Origin of the sequence: Endozoicomonas sp. Mp262 (assembly GCF_025643335.1) — a bacterium.
GTDB lineage: Bacteria > Pseudomonadota > Gammaproteobacteria > Pseudomonadales > Endozoicomonadaceae > Endonucleibacter.
The window spans coordinates 1252022-1271475 of record NZ_CP092489.1; the positions used below are offsets into that span (position 1 = coordinate 1252022).

The window sequence follows — 19454 nt, forward strand, 5'->3', positions numbered from 1 at the left end:
GATTATGTGTGGCATTGTGGGTGCTGTAGCGCAAAGAGATGTGGCAGCTATTCTTGTAGAAGGTCTTCGTCGTCTTGAATATCGCGGATATGATTCGGCTGGAGTAGCTGTTATAGATGGCAATGGCAGCATGAATCGACTGAGGAGGGCTGGCAAGGTTTCAGAGCTCAGTGAGGCTATTAAGGAGTCCCCGGTCCACGGCGGCACAGGTATTGCCCATACTCGCTGGGCAACCCATGGCGAACCCAGTGAGCGAAATGCACACCCACATGTATCTGGCGAAAATATTGCTGTTGTACATAACGGTATTATTGAAAACCATGAAATTTTAAGACGTTTTCTTAGCGAGCAAGGGTATCCATTCGACTCGGATACGGATACAGAAGTTATTGCCCACCTGGTTAACCATGAGCTTAAAGCCAGCGAATCTCTTCTGGAAGCTGTACAGAAAGCTGTACGGCAATTGGAAGGTGCTTATGGCATGGTTGTGATGGATCGCAAGGATCCCGAGCGCCTGGTGGTTGCCCGGTCAGGCAGCCCTCTGGTGATTGGTGTGGGTATTGGTGAGCACTTTATAGCTTCTGACCAGCTGGCTCTTTTCCCGGTAACCCGCAAGTTCATTTTCCTGGAAGAAGGGGATGTGGCTGAAGTTACCAGAACCTCTGTAAGCACTCTTGATATTGATGGTCAGGCTGTTGAGCGTCCAGCGAGGGAGAGTGATGTTGAGCATGATGCCGGGGATAAAGGCCCCTATCGTCACTATATGCTCAAGGAGATACATGAACAGCCTGAAGCCATTGCCAACACCCTGGAGGGGCGGCTTGGTGATCAACGCCTGAACCTGTCGTCTCTGGGTAATGCGGCTGCCGACATACTGGAAAGAACACGTTGTGTGCAAATCGTCGCCTGTGGTACCAGTTACCATGCGGGGATGGTGGCTCGTTACTGGTTTGAAGAGTTGGCAGGAATCCCCTGTCGTATAGAGATTGCATCGGAATTCCGTTATCGCAAGTTCTTTGTGCCGGAAGACTGCCTGTTTGTCACCATTTCCCAGTCCGGTGAAACCGCTGACACATTGGCTGCTCTCAGGCTGGCCAAGGAGCAAGGCTATATGGCCAGCCTGAGTATTTGTAACGTACCAGGCTCCTCTATGGTTCGCGAGTCTGACATTGCCTTTATGACCCGTGCTGGTGCTGAAATCGGTGTTGCATCGACCAAGGCATTTACCACCCAGTTAACAGCCCTGCTGATGATGGTCACTGCAATTGGCCGTTATACCGGTATGACAGAGCAGCAAGAGGAAGATATTGTAAAGGCCCTGAGAGAGCTGCCTCATGTTATCAATAATACGTTGGCACTTAGCTCTGATATTGAGGCGATGGCACAGGAGTTTGCTGAAAAGCACCATAGCCTTTTCCTTGGCCGGGGAACCCAATACCCCATTGCCATGGAGGGAGCGCTAAAGCTCAAGGAAATTTCCTATATTCATGCAGAAGCCTATGCTGCGGGTGAACTCAAGCATGGCCCCCTTGCCCTGATTGACAGTGATATGCCGGTTATTGTGGTGGCTCCTAACAATGACTTGCTGGAAAAACTGAAATCCAATATGGAAGAGGTTCGAGCCAGAGGAGGACTTTTATATGTCTTTGCCGACCGTCATGCACGACTGGTGGCCAGTGAAGGTGTAAAAGTATTGCCTGTGGATGAAGTGCCGGAAGTGGTGGCACCCATTCTGTATACCATCCCTCTGCAACTGCTTTCCTATCATGTAGCCGTGATTAAGGGAACGGATGTGGATCAACCCAGAAACCTGGCTAAGTCTGTGACGGTTGAATAAAAAGCAGTTTTAAAACGATAGAGGGCAGGTGTATGGCCTGTTACAGGCCTTACACTGAAGCCTCTCGTGTGATGTGGCAAAACATGAATATTGCTTCAGTCAAAAAGAAGTTAGGACGTTGGAGGTTCTGAAGGGCTTGATTTTGGATTAGGAAAACGCTATTTCCCTCTGAATTTTTATACACGATAGTGGTTTTATAATTATTAAGCCAACCCGCCTTTATCATAAGCGGGATCGTTGGATCTGCTTTTTTGATCTTTTTATATGCTGGTTATTTCTCTATTAATTGGACAGACATATCAGGTTTTATATCAAGCTCTTCAAAGAAACTAATTATAGGATTGAGTGCATGAGCCTTGTCAGTATTTTTTGAATAGATCAGGTAAACATCCTGGCTGATTTGTTCAGTACCTTTAACGGGAAATAACATACCGTTTTCCAGGTAACTTTCCACAAAGGCTTTTGGTAAGTAGGCCGCACCTTTATAGCTAAGGATAAACTCCAGAGCTATGTGGCTTTGTGCTGTATGTAAAATGGGTGCGACAGGCTCAGCAAACAGCCGGGCCTGCTGCAGATTGAACGCAGTCCCCCAGTCAACAAATACATGCCCGATTTGAGGCACCTCCTCGAGTGTTTGATCAGGACTGTTACAAACCATTATTAATTCAAGTGAGCCGATCTTTTTAGAATCAAGATCAATATTGGTAGGCGCATCCAGGGTGGCAAAAATGTCAATTCTTCCACCAAGAAGTGCCCGAATCAAATATTGGGGCGGATTGATCTCTGTCCGTAAATAGGTGTTTGGAAACTGTTCACAGAGTTTCGGTAATACAGATTTAAGAAAGGTGTCCCATAGATTTGACGTTCCACCAAGAGATAATTGAAGATTTTGTTGTTTAGGAATACCTATTTCCTGAACAGTTAATTGCCAAGATGCGAGAAGGTTTTCAGCATGGGGAAGCAGGCGTTCTCCAGCAGGAGTGAGCAGTATATTGTTTCGTTGTCGAGTAAATAATGTGACTCCCAAAAGCTCTTCCAGCTGTTTGATTCTCGAACTGACCGCAGACTGGGTTAAATAAAGGTTATCTGCTGCATGACCAAAGTGCCTTGTTTTGGCTACTTCCATAAAGGTTCTTAAAAGATCTGTATTCATGGTATTTTTTCGATTAATTTTATTAATTGATAATGACAAAATTTTCCCATTTTACTAACTTAATCTTGTGAATAAAAATAGAAACCTATAGTTTGACGATTATAAATTTCTATCGAAATGACCAAGAAAATTTCTTTTTACTCAGAGTCCAGGTTTTATCCGAATGAACATTTTCCTTACGGTATTGCACGTAGTGGCGAGTTCATTCATACCCATGCAGAGCTTCTTGAGTGTCATGGAAAAGCTTACCAGGCTTTGCATGCGGGTTTGCGAGCACCATCGAATGAAGAGGAAATGTGTTTTTTAGCCGTTTGTCGTGGTGAGCGGGAAGCGACTACAGACCATGAAAAGGCATGGATACGTTTTTGTGAAAAAACAAAAAAGCAACCCTCTGTTTCACCTTTTGGCTGTGGACCGGTGAGCAGTAAAGAGGAGCAGGGTGATTTCCTGGTGGATGATTTGGACCATTAATGGCTGCTGCTGTAAAAATGAAAATCTGTTTTCTTATGTATCCATGGGATCGTATCGACCCAGAAACCGACAGTACCCTGAGACTGATTCACGAAGCGGCCAGCCGCCGTATGACGGTCGCTCTTACTACTGCACACAATCTAACAATCAGGGATACTGTTCCATACGCATTCTGCAATGTCCTGAGAAAGACGGAAAAGGTCAGCGGCAATATACCTGCTTTTTATAAGAGTGCAGAGTTCAAGCGCTGTAAGCTGCCTTTGGCTGGTTTTGATGCCATTATTATGCGGGCAAATCCGCCTTTGGATACAACAGCACTGAATTTTCTGGATTCAGTGAGAAATGATGTGTTCATCATGAATGATCTGGATGGTTTAAGAATTGCCAATAACAAATTGTACCCTGCTTCGTTCAGTGGTGATGCTGCCCGCTTTATTCCCGCCACCCATGTGTCAAAGAGTCAGGAATATCTGGAGCAGGTGCTGGAAGAGTCCAACACTGAAAAAATGATCATGAAGCCTTTAAATGGCTATGGTGGTCAGGGCGTTATAGTTGTTGAGAAAAGTGCCCAGCAGAGCTTCAGGTCTCTACTCGATTTTTATATAGGTGGTGAACAGGGCAATTATGTCATTCTCCAGTAGTTTATCGAGGGAGCAGAAGAGGGTGATGTCAGAATACTGATGCTTAATGGTGAATCTATAGGAGCCATGAAAAGAGTCCCACCGAATAAAGATATCCGTTCCAATATTTCCGCCGGTGGTAAAGAGGTGAAACATCAACTCACCAGAGAAGAAAAGGAACTCTGTAAAGCGCTTGGTCCTCAGCTGGTTCGTGACGGTCTGTATCTGGTAGGACTAGATGTTATTAACGGCAAACTACTTGAGGTTAATGTATTGAGTCCTGGCGGTATTTCACGGATCAACAGACTCAATCGTACCAAGCTACAAAAACCCATCATGGATTTTGTTGAAAATGTGGTTCTGGCCAGAGAAGTCGTGATCGAACGCAAGAATGCATTTCGGAAGGCAATCGAAGATGCTGAAGCTCTCTGAACAACAGATTATTGATCGCATTCATGCAAAGGAGTTGTTCGAATGCGAAATGTTGGATGGCAGCTTCTTTTTGAAGATTGACTCCTATGTGCCAGCCATTTGTACTGCTATACACGCTGGTAGTCGTCTTCGAAAAGGGCTTCATCCAAAATGCGCTTTATCAGAGTCTGAGCGTTATTATGAGGAAGATTCATACACCTGCCAGATGATCCAGGCTATGCCAGTCACATTGATTGGCAATGACTCTCGCTATGAATATGACCTGAACCGGCCCATTGCCACCTGTATTTATAACAAGGCTTGGGGAAAGAACGTATGGCACGCCAAGCCTGGAGCTAAAGATCGTCGGAAAAGTATTGATAAGCATCAGGCATTCTATCGGGTATTGGATAAGTTGGTGCAATCACTGAATGAACAGTTTGGGTCTTCGGTTATCTTTGATGTGCATTCGTATAATTATCTGCGCCGGGATGAACCGGACACACCTACGTTTAACTTAGGTACTGAGCAGCTTGATACCGACCGCTGGCAGCCGGTAATTAATCGTCTGTTAGTACAGCTGAATAAAATTGAGCTGCCAAATTTGCCTGTCACCGCACGTGAGAATACTGTCTTTTATGGTCGGGGTTATATGGCTGCCCATATTAACAGCCGCTTTCAGAATAGCCTGGTGTTGCCATTAGAAGTTAAAAAAATCTATATGGATGAACTCACGGGTGAAGTGTACCCGCTTGTAATGCAAACGCTGGTAGAACAATTCAAGAATACACTGATAGATGTTTCTGCCTTTTTCTCCCGACGTTTTTCTCGTAAGCGTTACCGGAAAAAGGCAGACATGCTTTCTGAGAAGATGGATCCGGCAGTAATAACTGTGGATAGGTTGTTTTTTCAGCTGGCCAGAGGGCTGGAAACCCTTCATTATATTAATCCGATCAATATTGCTGTTGAACGGAAAAAGTTTTTTAAATCGAATGGCAGTGTTAGCCCGACATTTGTTTATCGCCAGCTGGATATAGACCCTTACCTGTTTCGGGAGCAGTTATACCGTCTGCCAGTTGCCGCCATTCGGGATCCGGGAGTTCAAAAACTTTACCGTGACGTTATTGACAGTTACGGAAAAAAAATCGATTTACTGGTTAAAGCGGGTGAGCCGGGTTTTCTCTATGAGTCACTGAAATACTATGGTGAGCCTGGAGCCATTGACAATGGCAATGCTCAATTCATCCTTCATGCCACTGAGCAGGAAGCACCTGCGCCTTTATCCGTTAATACAGAGTTGGCTATTGCCATGTTCAGGGAAGCGGCAGAGCAATGGGGTATGCCTTGCAAGGTCGAAAAAAGCAGCAGGCTGGCAGCAGCGGCAATGGTTTTGAATAACAAAAAAACGGTTCAGATTAGTGCCAACTTGCAAATGACTGAACGTGAAATTCGTGCCCTGATCAACCATGAGCTTGGGGTTCATATGGCTACCACCCTGAATGCCAGTAGCCAGCAGTTAAAAGTATTTGCACTGGGCTTGCCCGGGAATACTTATGCCCAGGAAGGTCTTGCCATTTTAAATGAGTTCCAGTCCGGCAATTTCTCACTGAAGCGACTGAAAGTTCTGGCACTAAGAGTGCTGGCAGTCAGGGAAATGATCAGGCGCAATGATTTCAGGCACACATTCAGTTACCTCCATGAAGAACATATGTTGTCTCAGAATCAGGCATTCAATCTGGCTGTAAGGGTTCATCGGGGAGGCGGTTTTACCAAGGATCACCTTTATCTAAGCGGTGTCAGCAGGGCTTTGGAGTTGGTTAAACAGTGTAGCATAGACAATCTCTATATAGGCAAAACAGGTTTTGAATATCTGGATATCATAAATGAACTGGTTTCACGCCAGTGGGTTACAGCTCCAAAATACTACCCCGAATATCTGAAGCAACCTGTGGAAAGCCCTGTTGAACTCAATTATTTGATGACATGTATTAAACCTGCCCCGTCACAAACGGGGTTGTCTGAAAGGCTATCTCTGGCCTCTTAGGCTTGGGTCGGTCGCGTTGCATAGGCTTTAGCCACAATAAAATGGCTTAACTTCTTGTTTGACAATGATGCTTTGAGAGAATATCTATGTTCCGTTTTGCCCCTCCCTTACTAGGGCTATTCATTTTTGCGCTGGGCAGTGGTTATCTAATGACGATGGTACCATTGCTTGTCAGTAGTCGTGAAGGTGATGGTTTGTTGGCAGGGTATCTGGGAGGTGTTTACTACCTGGGTCTGTTTGCAGGCTCTTTTCGCTCTGAGCGAACGGTTAGTAGAGTTGGCCATATTCGATCTTTTGCTGCATTTATGGCCTTGCTATGCAGTTCAACTCTGGGGTTGGCCATTACAGATTCTATACCCGTTTGGGTAGTGCTCAGGTTTCTGAATGGTTTGGCGGTAGCCGGGATTTTCGTTGTGGTTGAATCATGGCTGCTCTGTGAAAGTGGACAACACAATCGGGGTAGAATACTGGCTATATACATGGTTGCACTTTACGGTGCAAACGCTATAGGACAGTTATTTATCGGGTTTTTTCCTGAAGGCAGTCCATTGGCGTTTGTGCTGATTGGTTTGCTCTTTTCTTTATCTATAGTTCCTCCTTCCTTGGCAAGGGTTCCGAGTCCTGTGCTTGAATCTGCTCCCGGGGTTAATATTATCGAGCTATTCAAGCTGACACCTTCTGCCATGCTAGGTTGCATGATGGGGGGGATGGTGCTTGGTGCCCTGTATGCCCTATTGCCGGTACAACTGCTCGCACAGACGGGTAGTAATGAGACGGTAGGTGTTCTCATGGCTGTCACCATGGCCGGAGGAATGTTACTGCAATATCCGGTTGGGCATTTCTCCGATTTTGTAGACCGTAGAAAGGTTTTGGTAGCCATTAGTGCGGCTGGCAGCTTGTGTTGTCTCATGTACATGTTGCTTGATGGAGCTGGATGGCTGGCCACAGGCCTGCTGTTTTTAATTGGAGGTACCACATTTGCGCTTTATCCGATAGCCATCAGCCATGGTTGCGACCACATGAAGCCAACAGACATTGTGGCAGGAACACAAGGCTTATTGCTCAGCTATAGCCTGGGTTCATGTATTGGGCCGGTGGTGGCAGGATTTTTTATGCACTACTTAAATGGGGGATTGATGCTTTATTTTGTCCTTGTTATGGGGCTGCTTACTCTATTTTTCCTCTTACGCATTCCCTTTCGCCCAGCCATTGTCACTGGCGAGGACCAGGCTTTTGTGGCTGTCACAAGAACAACCCCGGTGGTGGCACAGATTGACCCAAGAAATGAAACTACAGAGCATGGACATCAGAAATAGCGAGCTACAGGCAGAAACTTTATTACTCATAGAGAGCACTGTGCCTTACCCCTTTCAGGAAGCAACTCACGCTTTATTACTCACAATCTCCAGAATCTGTTTCAGCATATTCTCGTGCCGGTCCTGACCTTCTTTCAAGTCGGTTAGTAGCTGGCTGTGATGGTTTTGTTCACGACGTATTTGATAAAGCTGCTCATCGTGATTGCTGAGGCGTTTGTTCACTTGATCAAACCGTCTATCCACCTCGTCGAACCGCTGGTCTACAGCCTCGAATCGCTTATCCACCTCGTCGAATCGCTGATCTACAGCCTCGAATCGCTTATCCACCTCCTCGAATCGCTTATCTACCTCCTCAAATCGCTGGTCTACAGCCTTGAACTGCTTATCCACTTGCTTGAACTGCTTGTTGACGTTATCGAAGCCTTCAGCAACTTCACCCCTTAACTCCGTAAGCTCATCACGGGTTACGAACTCATCAATTTGATTACTGCCCATACAACTACCAGTCAGTTTTGTTATCCGCAGGGTCAGTGTAGGAGTTCCTGTGTCGCCTATCCAGCGGGAGCTGACTTTTTGGACACAGGATTTTTTCGGGTTATTTTTGTGCAACAACCGTCTTAATCACTACTTTTCCAGACATTTTAAAATAAAAGCGTAATCAAAAGCCGCTTCCTCTATCCACTCGTAGCGCTTGCTGGCTCCGGCATGCCCGGAGTGCATTTTTAGATTGAGTAGTAAGGGGTTGTTGTCTGTTTTAAGCGCCCTGAGTTTGGCTACCATTTTTGTGGGTTCCCAATAAGTCACCTGCTCATCCGAGATACCGGAATTGAAGAGCATGGGGGGGTAGTTCTGTGCTGTTATATTGTCATAGGGTGAGTACTGCATAATGTATTCAAAGTCTTCCTTGCGGGTAATGGGGTTACCCCACTCTTCCCACTCTGGAGGTGTTAAGGGCAGGGAGTCATCGTTGATGGTATTGATAACGTCCACAAAAGCGACATCAGCGACAACACAGCCAAATAAATCAGGCCTGAGGTTGGTGACTGCCCCCATTAGTAATCCACCGGCACTGCCACCATTGATGGCGATTTGTCCTTTTGCTGTATAGCCCTGGTTGATCAGGTATTCACAGCTATCAATAAAGTCATAAAAGGTATTCATCTTGTTATGCATTTTGCCATCAAGATACCAGGAGTAGCCCTTATCATCACCACCCCGGATATGGGCAATGGCATAAACAAAGCCTCGATCAATCAGACTGAATATTCTTGAAGAGAAATGGGCCGTCATGCCGTAGCCATAGGAACCATAACCGTAGACAAACGCCTTATTTTTTCCGTTGAGAAGAAGGCCTTTTTTGTGGATCAGGGTAACAGGAACAAGCTCGCCATCACGGGCTTTGGCAAACTCCCTTTTAACAACATAGTTAGAGGCATCATAGTTTGGAATCTGTTTGGTATAGGCTTCCCGGGTTTTGCCGGTTTTCAAGTCCAGCTCAAGTACTTTATTTGGGCTTACAGGCGAGTCGTAATCCAGGCGCACTGTGGAAGCATTGTGATCCCAGTCTCCGGAAAACACCAGGTCATAGGCTTGGTCTGGCATATTGATATAGCTTACATTGCCAGATGACATATCCATCACTGCTATCTCATCAAGAGCTTTTTGATTATTTTTTCGCTCTATTACCAGAAAGCGATTGTAGAATGTTATGCCATTAAGACAGATAGCCTCTTCTTGACCAATAAATTCTTGCCAGTTTTGTTGTGGCCACTTGTCCTGCTCTACAGGGCACTTCATCACTTTATAATTATTTGCCTCACCGAGATTTGTAAGGATATAAAATTCGCCCTTAAAATGGTCAATGTTAAAGGTGACATCATTTTCACCCAAGGCAAACTCATGGAATTGGTCTGTACCCTTTTCAGAGACATATATAACATGGGTAGAGCCTGTCTCAAGATAAAGAAGAAAATAGTTTCTATCATTGGTCTGTGATAATGACATAAACATACTGTCGTATTTTTCAGGCTTTGAAAAAATCAGCTGTTTATGTTCAGGACCTTTATGGATATTAATTTTGTAGAGGTTTTTCCCCCTGGCAAACTCATCCCGTTCGATAATATATAAATGCTCATTATCACCCCAAAGAAATGAACCCGTGCTATTGGCAAACTCCCAGTCAAGATCTTTACCGGTTGCCAGATCCCTGACCTTGATAGCCCTATCCATGGAGCCTGTCAAGTTATAGCCATAGGCAAAATAGGTTTGAGCCCGGTTTGTAGCAGAGGGTCCAAACATATAAAGATCTTTGCCTTCCGCTTCTTTATTGATATCAAAATAAATTTCTTCGGGTGCTTCTTTAGATCGATGTTTCCGGCAGAGGATTTCGTAATCTTTTCCTTTTTCTTCCCGGTAATAATAAAAGTAATCCCCTTTTTTCACAGGCCAGGACTCATCATCCTCCTTTATTCGGGACAGGATTTCATGATAAAGGGTTTTCTCAACCTCTTTATAATCAGCCATCATGTGGTCTTTGTAGGTGTTTTCCTGCTTAATATAGGCAAGAACCTCTGGGTTATCAAAATCCAGGTCACCAGCAATGAATTTTTGCCAGTTTTTGTCCCGTAGCCATTGGTAGTTGTCTATTCTTTCACTGCCATGTTGTCTGATAACAACAGGTTTTTTTAATGCCACAGGTGCTTTCATTTCATCTCCCAGTATGGAAAAACAAACCAAGAATAAGAGTAAACCGGCTCTAATAGGGTTTTTATGGGCAAGATTACTTCGAATACATTCCATAGTCACTGAAAACCGAGGTTTGATTAATAATTTGGTAAGACCTTTAATAGTCGATTATGAGTAATTGTGGTAGTGCGCGGTGAATGTAGCCTTGAATGTATACTCTGTATACAGAGAATAATAATCGAAGAGTATCATGCTTCTTGGAAATATAGCCCCTCTGGGAGTGTGTACTTAAAGGGTGGCATTCATAGCGATGCCGCGTTTATCACCCGGCATCACTATGGGAAATATTTGTCTTTTTTAAAGACTTTTAATGTTTTCTGCTTCCAGTTCAGAAAAGTATTTCAGGGTTTTAACCCTCAATTCCATCGTTGCATCTTCATCACAGATAATCATCGCTTTCTGATGCATTTGCAGCGCTGATACCGTCCATAAATGGTTGACTGAACCTTCTACTGCCGCTTTTAGTGCAAGGGCCTTGTCGGATCCGGTAACCAGGATCATGACTTCCCTGGCATCCATCAAGGTGCCAACACCAATGGTCAAGGAGTGTTTGGGAACCTGGTTGATATCACCATTAAAAAAACGGGAATTGGCCTGACGGGTTTTATCGGTGAGTGTTTTAATGCGGGTTCTGGAGGTCAGGGAAGAGCCAGGCTCATTAAAAGCAATATGACCATCATGACCGACCCCCCCTAAAAACAGCTCGACCCCTCCAGCATTGCGCATTTTTTCTTCATAGCGGTGGCATTCAGCATCAAGGTCACTGGCATTACCATCCAGCAAGTTAATATTGTCGTGGGGGATATCAATGTGCTCAAAAAAGTTATTGAACATGAAGCTTCTGTAAGATTCAGGATGGTCAGTAGGTATGCCTACATATTCATCCATATTAAAAGTGATCACATGTTTAAAACTCACCTGACCATTTTTGTATAGCCGGATTAGCTCGTTATAGGTTGCAAGCGGGGTGCTACCTGTGGGGAGTCCAAGTACAAAGGGCTTTTCCTTTGTTGGAGAAAAATCCTTGATTCTGTCAGCAATGTATTTAGCAGACCATTTGCCCACATCAGACTTGCAAGCCAGAGGAATCAGTCGCATAAGTTTACCTGTAGAAGCTGGGTCATGAAACCGGTTACATTTATGGCTGTAGTTTATCGTCCAGGCCAAACAAGTCAAACTAAGTGAAGTGGCATACCAAGCCGCGCCTGGTTAGAGGCGCCTATATGCATTCCCAGCGGGGGAGAGGGTGTAGGCTTTTTCGAACCACGAAGGACACGAAGGATTTTAAGAAAAGCCTTGGTGTACTTAGTGTTCTTCGTGGTTCCAAAAAAACAGGGCATTGCGCTGAGACTTTCGCGCCACCCTCGGGGAGAGACTGTCGCAAAAGTTATTTTGATTAACCACAGAGGCACAAAGGCACGGAGATTGATTGTTTGAAAATTAAAAAGCTCCGTGTCTCTGTGCCTCCGTGGTGAAAAAAAGAGAAATCAGCCTGTTTTGTATATTCTATATTAAGTTTTGCAACACCCTCGGGGACGCTGGGAACGGGAGGATAGATGCTATTGCCGGAAAGATTCCTTAGTAAAGCACCCGGCAACGTATTGTGCCTTCTATCCCCTTCAGTTTTTCCAGGGCCATATTGCTATGGGCGGCATCCACGTCCATAACGACGTAACCGACATGTTCATTGGTTTGCAGGTATTGACCACTGATATTGATATTATTCTCTGAGAAAAACTGGTTGATAGCACTTAAAACGCCGGGGATATTCCGGTGGATATGAAGTAGCCGGTGCTTTCCGGGGTAGGCGGGCAAAGCCACCTCAGGAAAGTTCACGGAAGACAATGTTGTCCCGTTATCACTGTATAGAACCAGTTTTTCTGCGACCTCCCTGCCAATATTTTGTTGGGCTTCCTGGGTACTCCCTCCGACATGGGGAGTTAGAATAACATTATCGAACCCCTTTAATGGACTAACAAACTCATCATTGTTGGAGTAGGGTTCCTCAGGAAACACGTCAATGGCAGCCCCTAATAACTTACCCTTTTGCAGGGTGGTTACCAAAGCATCAATATCAACAATGGTTCCCCGGGAAGCATTGATAAGGACGCTCCCCTCTCTCATGGCATTGAATTCATCAGTGCCAATCATCCATTGGGTAGCGTCTGTTTCAGGGACGTGAAGGCTCACGACATCAACCATACCTAATAATGTATGTAGCGCATGAACCTGGGTGGCATTGCCAATGGGGAGCCGGTTTACCACATCATAAAAATAAACTTCCATGCCCAGGGATTCAGCCAGTATTCCCAGTTGGCTACCAATATTGCCATAACCTATTATGCCCAGCTTTTTACCCCGGCTTTCATAGGCATCTTTTGCACTTTTTTTCCAGCCTCCTTTATGGGCAAGGGCATTTTTTTCAGGAATTCCACGAAGCAATAAGATGATTTCTGCCAGAACCAGTTCTGCTACGGAGCGGGTATTGGAATAAGGCGCATTGAACACAGGAATCCCCCGGCGGGTTGCCGCTTCAAGGGATACCTGGTTGGTTCCTATACAGAAGCAACCCACAGCCACTAATTTTTTTGCGGCCTCGAAAATTTCATCAGTCAGCTGGGTACGGGAGCGTATTCCAACAAAACGAACATGGGCGATGCGCTCTTTCAGTTCTTCAATAGACAGTGACTGACTAACGTAATCAATGTTGGTATAGCCAGAAGCCTCCAGAATTTCCACTGCTGACGGATGAACACCTTCCAGCAGTAGAAAAGGAATTTTGCTTTTATCCATGGATGTTGCAGGCATGTTGTTAACTCGGGTTTTCTCATTCAGTGATTATTGTTTTAGCTGGAAAATGCCCTTGTACAGCCACCACTCTGTCTGGTGGCTGAGTGATTATGCTTTTATAAAAGGGTTAACCAGGCGATCTATATTCCAATACTGGAGAGTGTGGTTATCACCTGTCGAATGGCTTGGGATAGAGCCGGGTGCTTTTCGCTAAACTTTATGGCCTCTTGCTCCAGTTGTTCATTATAGTCTTGCAGGGGGATGTCACCTTCCGCTTGAGCCAGGGCAAGTTGAATTTCATCGGTGATTTGCCTTAATGTCCCGGCAGTACATTCATCAACAGGCTGTCCCTCCAACATATCGTGAAGATCCTGTATTCGCAGGTGGAGTTCTTCCGGCATGGCTTTCTCCTCTTTAGCTAAAGGCTGGGAGCCTCAGGTGCTGTTGACCCAGTGTATATCAACAGAGCCTCAATGCGAATGATAGCTCTGGCAGTTTATTACGGCCATACTTAGAATTGATATTTCTCTTGTCAACGCTCATCTATGAGAATAGATGCATCGCTTGGATGGATGGGGTATGAAATACAAGCATCGCTGGATTAGTGGAGATCGTATAGACCTGCCTGAGGGTAAGGTTGTTTGTGTTGGCAGGAACTATGCGGCCCATATTAATGAGCTAAATAACCCACTGCCTGATGATCCTGTGCTTTTTATTAAGCCTGGTACCGCTTTAAGCAATATAGAGCGTATTTTATCCCTTCCGAAGCGCAGGGGGGAGATACACTATGAACTGGAAATTGCCTTGCTAATGGAGTCAACGCTTACGGATGCCAGTGAGAGTGACGCGTTAGATGGCATAAAGGCTGTAGGTTTGGCGCTTGACCTGACCTTAAGAGACATTCAGTCAAAGCAGAAAACTAAAGGGCTTCCCTGGGAAGTGGCGAAGGCATTTGATGGTAGCTGTCCGGTTTCCGGCTTTGTGGCGAAAGAGCATATCAATGATCTCTCAACCCTTGAGTTTAGTCTTGAGATAAATGGAGGGTTGAGGCAACAGGGTATGGTGGCCAATATGCTGACATCCATTCCCGGGCTGCTGAGCTATATGAGTCGGCATTTTACTCTTCTGCCCGGAGATATTGTGTTAACAGGGACTCCCGCAGGTGTTGGCCCTTTAGTGGAGGGGGATCAACTGGTATTGTCTATTAGTGATATATTTTCAGTTCAAACCCGGTGTCATTATAAGTAATATCCAGGCTAAAGTACTGCAAGAAACGTCAGATATTGTAAAGAAGCAGGCTTGTAAATAGCGGTAGACAAAAGGATCATGCTTTGCTGTTTTCGATTCAGCGGAGTATGTCATCTTAAGCCAATAGAACCCAGGTAATAAAGGCAGTATTCCATAGTTATTGAGTGGAGACTCCAGTGACAGACTCAAACGCCTCAAGTGGTTTTGGGCTCCATATACTGGTAGCAGAAGATAATCCGGTAAATCAGCTGGTGGCAGAAAAGCTACTTAAAAAGCTGGGCTGTACCTGCGTTATTGCCAATAACGGTAGGGAGGCAATAGGCATGTTAGCCAGTGGAACCTACGATTTGATCCTGATGGATGTGATGATGCCTGAGCTGGACGGGATGTCTGCTACCCGTGAAATCCGTGCCGTAAAAAATGAGACAACCGATATTCCCATAGTCGCTTTTACTGCCAATGCCATGAAGTCAGACCAGGAAGCCTGCTATGCTGCCGGTATGAATGATTTTATATCAAAGCCTGTAACCGTTGATCGAATGAGAGAAATGCTTGCTAAATGGACCGCCATAATCAAGGGCGAAAAGGCCGGATAGAAAGGGTTTTATCATCTGGTTAGTCTACCATACTTTCTGTAAATTCTGACCTTTCCGGTGGGGTTGGTAGCGGGAGGTGAATAAAGTAATACCCATGAGGAGACATTAAATACTTAACGCCATAAATTTACTTAGTATTTTCTGTGGCAGTGTATATTCGGAGAAGCCAAAAATACTAAAGCATGGTTTTTCGAACTCGTGAAGATTAGCCAGCCAAGTCATATATACATCGGGCTTCAGGTCATATAGATAATTACAGAAATTATAAAATTTATTCCTTTTTTCCGAAATACAATTCCTGTAATGGTTAATATCTCTATATTTTCCACTAAATCTCTTTAAGTGGGATCTATCCATGTTAATGGTAATAATACCTATCATAAAAAAAATTACCACACGAGCAATGCTTTCAGTCTCTCTATCATCCTGGGCTACCTTTGCAAGATATAGTATAGATGCAGCTTCCTGCCATGAGACTACAGGCATATCTGCAAAAAATGAATTAAACACTGCTGAAGGGGTATCTAACTTTTTAATGCCATTTTTATGCTTACTTTCATCAATGGCAACTCTTTTTATTTCAAGAAGTTTTTTTTTTGCTTCAGCTAATAAACAAATATCCTGGTGGCCAAGTTTTTTTAATAAACATTGAACTTCGTCTTTACCTGCATAGCAAAAGCTCGTAGTAGTAATTAGGGTATACAAAAGAATAAAGCGCATAATCAACAGTCTGATGAGTCTAATGGCCTAGTGCTACTAAGCGTTAATATCTATACAACCTCCGTTCATCCTGAATTCTGAGTTTGACGAAGAGTTGAATTGAGCCAACATACTTCGATACTTCGTCAGGCTCAGTACCCAGTGCGAATGGTATTTTCTCGCTACGACCAGCTGAGTTCGATAGGCTGTTGGTATGATTATAGTTTGAACGTTTAATTTAAACTTCCCTAGCTCAGATATTTTATAAGCTGCCCCGAACATTATGCTGAGCATGACGACTTTTGGTAACTGCTCCAGCATGGCTCTACCTCTTGCATCCATTCAGTGGTAAGGGGGCTGGTGAAAGAATGCCGTACTGGGGAGTACGGCTAGCTAAAGCATGTCCCTCACGGATCCATCAAACTCCGGTTTTCTATCTGGGTGCCGGTTTAGTACATCAGGTCCCTGATTTGCCGGGTTCTGCCATTATCGTCTATTGCAACAAAGACAAGGCTGGCCTCCGTCAGTTTTGAGGCTCCATGTGGTCCTTCAATCCAGGCCTCCACTTCTACTTTGATGGATGTACGGCCTACTTCAATCACCTGACCATAAAACTCAATTAAATCTCCCATTTTAACGGGTCTTAAAAAGCTCATGGCTCCTATGCTGACTGCTACGACCCTTGTACCTCCCGCCATTTTCCTTGCGGTTAATTCTCCGGCCTGGTCAAGGTGTAAGGCAACCCAGCCGCCGAATACATCTCCAGAGCTATTCACAGAGGTGCTATCAGCCAGCACTTTCAGGGTTAAATCACCTTGTGGACCAGGAATAATATCTGGAGGAGAATCATAAGCCACAGCGTTAATGTTCATAGTTACTCCCTGTTATTATGAAACAAGTACACTCAACGTATTGATTCAGCAATATTAATACCAAGACTTATGTTTCATCTTGGGGCAACAGAACCAAAGAAGAGATGCCTGGTTCTTTGATTTTCGGGGTAATAAAGATTGGGTATAGCCAATGAGTAGAGGATGGTTTTTGTTACAGATATCCCCAGTGTCCCACATGCTTTCAGTCATTTATAAACAGTGATATCAAGCCAAACCATTTGAACTCGTTCCCATACTGCCTGGGAATAAATACCTTCCCCATAGGCCTGGTAAGTACCCAGCCTGATGAAACCCTATATTTCTGACTACTTGCTCAGATGCGCTGCTTCGTTGCAACTCTGGTTACATAGGCCAACTATGCGCCTGCCGTTGCGCCTTGCATCACACCTAATCAATCAGCCAGAAATATAGGATTTCATCAGGCTGGGTACTTATTGATTGGAAGCATTAGTATGCATTAATTCACACTATTGTCATAAAGGCTCTTTATAGTTTCATTCGATATTGAGGTAATGCCCCCTTTCCAGTGACGGAACCACTATCCAGGAGAATGGAAGGATGAAGCTGAAAGCACTGATTTGTACCCTTGCTATAGCAATGAATGCTCAGGTAGCCAAAGCCAGTCAGGTTGATTCCCGGTTACCAGCCTATGACAAATCCAGTGGGGTTTCCGGAAATTTATCCAGTGTTGGCTCAGATACTTTGGCTAATCTTATGACACTCTGGGCAGAAGACTTTAAGCGACAATATCCCAATGTAAATGTCCAGATTCAGGCCGCAGGGTCATCCACAGCTCCTACGGCCCTTTCAGAGGGAACGGCTAATGTGGGACCCATGAGCCGTAAGATGAAAGACCGCGAACTGGAAGCTTTCGAAAAAAAATATGGATATAAACCGACGGCAGTGCCCGTTGCTATTGATGCACTTGCCTTGTTTGTAAATAAGGATAACCCCATTAAAGGATTGACCCTGTCAGAAGTGGACGCCATCTTTTCCTCAACCCTCAAATGTGGGGAAAAAGCTGAAATCAGAACCTGGGGGGATGCCGGGTTATCAGGCTCCTGGTTAAACCGCTCCATTCAGTTGTATGGGCGTAATTCGGTCTCCGGTACTTATGGTTATTTTAAAAAGAAAGCCCTTTGCAAAGGAGACTTCAGAAGCAATGTTAATGAGCAGCCAGGTTCTGCTTCGGTTGTTCAATCTGTCAGTGCCTCAGTGAATGGTATCGGTTACTCAGGTATTGGTTATAAAACCTCCAGTGTTCGCACGGTACCCATTGCAAAAAATTCCCGTCAGGATTTTATTGAGGCAACACCGGAGAATGCTGTGAAGGGGCATTATCCTCTTGCCCGCTTTCTCTATGTTTATGTCAATAAAGCGCCTAATAAATCGTTACAACCTCTGGAGCGTGAGTTTTTAAAACTGGTGCTGTCGAAGCAGGGACAAGAGGTGGTGGTGAAAGATGGTTATATTCCTCTGCCCTTAGCGGTGGTTGAAAAACAATGGGTTGCCCTTGGTTTGAAATAACAGAAGCGGCTAAAAATAATATAAAGCCTGTAAGAATGCAGGCTTTTTTGTTTGTACCCATAATTCTACTAAACTGCATTAGTACCTTAATTTTTTTAGTATGATGCATTAGGTAGATGTTATGAAACTCACTTATAGGATTTTCTTTATTTCGATTATTTTTTTCTCGATCCCATCATTTGGTGATTACTGGCTGCGTTCAGATAATGCACGAGATCAGGAAAAAATGGAGGAAGGACAACTCTGCTATGTTGTTGATACGGATGATGGAGATATTTTCTTTGGAACAGTGAACTCGGATAAACACTGTGCTGGGAAATGGTATGATAAACGAGGTAAGTCTCAATCAGTTGCTTTTGAAGAAGGTTTCTCATTTCAGCTTAGAGATCGTGATGAATTGAAAAATTTGAAGAGTAAGATTAGTGAAGAGGATGTTGATGATATAAATGAATTGATTTTTTTAAAAGTAAGTGATGAGGTTTATTTAAAAAGGAACTACCAAAAAGTTTGGGGTGAAATGCAAGCTAAAGGAAGGCCAAATTATGAATTAAAAATTAAAAGAGATGGTCAGGATCGAGATTTAGAGGTTAGGCAGGTGGTTAGAACTCAATCTCATGATGAATGGGAAGATGAAGAAATAGACTATAAATTAGTGGCCTCTGTAAAATATGATCAGCAGGTGGAAAAAGACGAACCGGAAGAAGATACCAGTATGGACTTAGGGGATCGCCGTGTTATTGAGGGATATATTTTTCTTAAGGTGCAAAGTGCTTGGGTTAAAAGAGGACCAAATTATGAAAAAGTTGACTTAAAAGCAGGAATTATGGATCCCTTCAGTGGAAGTGTAACTAATCTTGGAGGGTTATTAGGCAGTGGAACAGAAGATAAATTTTTCAAAGAATTTATTCGCCAACATAAAAATAAAGGAATAACAAAAGGAGCCTTTGATCATCGTGGAAAAGGCGCATTTGGTGATGAGCATGATTTTAGTGATACTGCTCGTGGAAAAAATAAAGCATGGAGGATCTCGAAGAAAAAAATATAATAAATTATAGGCAGATAATTTGCTCAAAAAGTAATCATAGATGTGATGGTGATTAAATA

Annotated in this window: 16 protein-coding genes and 1 pseudogene; 9 read left to right on the forward strand and 8 right to left on the reverse strand. The window is 44.2% G+C overall.

The window, feature by feature from the left end; all coding sequences use genetic code 11:
* Positions 1-4 precede the first annotated feature (4 nt).
* Complete coding sequence (glmS, locus tag MJ595_RS05525) at positions 5-1837, forward strand: glutamine--fructose-6-phosphate transaminase (isomerizing) (RefSeq protein ID WP_263081469.1); 1833 nt, start codon at positions 5-7, stop codon at positions 1835-1837.
* Between the two features lie 271 nt (positions 1838-2108).
* Here glmS and MJ595_RS05530 read toward each other — a convergent pair whose 3' ends face one another.
* Positions 2109-2990 (reverse strand): LysR family transcriptional regulator, encoded by an 882-nt coding sequence (locus tag MJ595_RS05530; RefSeq protein ID WP_263081470.1) that lies wholly within the window; start codon positions 2988-2990, stop codon positions 2109-2111.
* Between the two features lie 117 nt (positions 2991-3107).
* Here MJ595_RS05530 and maoP point away from each other — a divergent pair, with 117 nt between their 5' ends.
* The 4 genes and pseudogenes from maoP to MJ595_RS05550 all read left to right on the forward strand — a co-directional run bounded on the left by maoP (position 3108) and on the right by MJ595_RS05550 (position 7852).
* Positions 3108-3461 carry a DUF413 domain-containing protein gene (maoP, locus tag MJ595_RS05535; protein ID WP_263081471.1) on the forward strand — a complete coding sequence of 118 codons (354 nt, stop codon included), beginning with the start codon at positions 3108-3110 and terminating at the stop codon, positions 3459-3461.
* Positions 3462-3478: 17 nt separating this feature from the next.
* Positions 3479-4513 (forward strand): annotated as a pseudogene (locus tag MJ595_RS05540) (glutathione synthetase).
* Complete coding sequence (locus MJ595_RS05545; RefSeq protein ID WP_263081472.1) at positions 4497-6536, forward strand: flavohemoglobin expression-modulating QEGLA motif protein; 2040 nt, start codon at positions 4497-4499, stop codon at positions 6534-6536. The pseudogene MJ595_RS05540 and the gene MJ595_RS05545 overlap by 17 nt, the downstream one beginning before the upstream one ends.
* A gap of 86 nt (positions 6537-6622) precedes the next feature.
* Entirely contained in the window at positions 6623-7852 is a 1230-nt protein-coding gene (locus tag MJ595_RS05550; protein WP_263081473.1) for an MFS transporter, read from the forward strand.
* Positions 7853-7918: 66 nt separating this feature from the next.
* Here the strand turns inward: MJ595_RS05550 and MJ595_RS05555 are convergent, their stop codons facing one another.
* The 5 genes from MJ595_RS05555 to MJ595_RS05575 all read right to left on the reverse strand — a co-directional run bounded on the left by MJ595_RS05555 (position 7919) and on the right by MJ595_RS05575 (position 13788).
* Positions 7919-8347, reverse strand: a complete 429-nt coding sequence (locus MJ595_RS05555) for a hypothetical protein (RefSeq protein WP_263081474.1) — start codon at positions 8345-8347, stop codon at positions 7919-7921.
* Positions 8348-8476: 129 nt separating this feature from the next.
* Positions 8477-10558, reverse strand: coding sequence for a prolyl oligopeptidase family serine peptidase (locus MJ595_RS05560; RefSeq protein WP_263081475.1), 2082 nt, complete (start codon positions 10556-10558; stop codon positions 8477-8479).
* Between the two features lie 336 nt (positions 10559-10894).
* Positions 10895-11695, reverse strand: a complete 801-nt coding sequence (gene nagB, locus MJ595_RS05565; protein ID WP_263081476.1) for a glucosamine-6-phosphate deaminase — start codon at positions 11693-11695, stop codon at positions 10895-10897.
* Between the two features lie 480 nt (positions 11696-12175).
* Complete coding sequence (serA, locus tag MJ595_RS05570; protein WP_263081477.1) at positions 12176-13405, reverse strand: phosphoglycerate dehydrogenase; 1230 nt, start codon at positions 13403-13405, stop codon at positions 12176-12178.
* 122 nt (positions 13406-13527) lie between these two features.
* Positions 13528-13788 carry a DUF4404 family protein gene (locus MJ595_RS05575; RefSeq protein ID WP_263081478.1) on the reverse strand — a complete coding sequence of 87 codons (261 nt, stop codon included), beginning with the start codon at positions 13786-13788 and terminating at the stop codon, positions 13528-13530.
* Between the two features lie 178 nt (positions 13789-13966).
* On the opposite strand from MJ595_RS05575, the gene MJ595_RS05580 reads away from it, so the two are divergent.
* Positions 13967-14635 carry a fumarylacetoacetate hydrolase family protein gene (locus MJ595_RS05580; protein WP_263081479.1) on the forward strand — a complete coding sequence of 223 codons (669 nt, stop codon included), beginning with the start codon at positions 13967-13969 and terminating at the stop codon, positions 14633-14635.
* Between the two features lie 176 nt (positions 14636-14811).
* A complete protein-coding gene (locus tag MJ595_RS05585) occupies positions 14812-15231 on the forward strand; it encodes a response regulator (protein WP_263081480.1) in 420 nt (139 codons plus the stop codon).
* Positions 15232-15336: 105 nt separating this feature from the next.
* Here MJ595_RS05585 and MJ595_RS05590 read toward each other — a convergent pair whose 3' ends face one another.
* Positions 15337-15951 carry a hypothetical protein gene (locus MJ595_RS05590; protein WP_263081481.1) on the reverse strand — a complete coding sequence of 205 codons (615 nt, stop codon included), beginning with the start codon at positions 15949-15951 and terminating at the stop codon, positions 15337-15339.
* Positions 15952-16379: 428 nt separating this feature from the next.
* On the reverse strand, positions 16380-16802 hold the full coding sequence (locus tag MJ595_RS05595; protein WP_263081482.1) for an acyl-CoA thioesterase: 423 nt from the start codon (positions 16800-16802) through the stop codon (positions 16380-16382).
* A gap of 579 nt (positions 16803-17381) precedes the next feature.
* On the opposite strand from MJ595_RS05595, the gene MJ595_RS05600 reads away from it, so the two are divergent.
* Positions 17382-18350 (forward strand): phosphate ABC transporter substrate-binding protein PstS family protein, encoded by a 969-nt coding sequence (locus MJ595_RS05600; RefSeq protein ID WP_263081483.1) that lies wholly within the window; start codon positions 17382-17384, stop codon positions 18348-18350.
* 121 nt (positions 18351-18471) lie between these two features.
* Positions 18472-19395, forward strand: a complete 924-nt coding sequence (locus MJ595_RS05605; RefSeq protein ID WP_263081484.1) for a hypothetical protein — start codon at positions 18472-18474, stop codon at positions 19393-19395.
* The last annotated feature ends 59 nt before the right edge of the window (positions 19396-19454 follow it).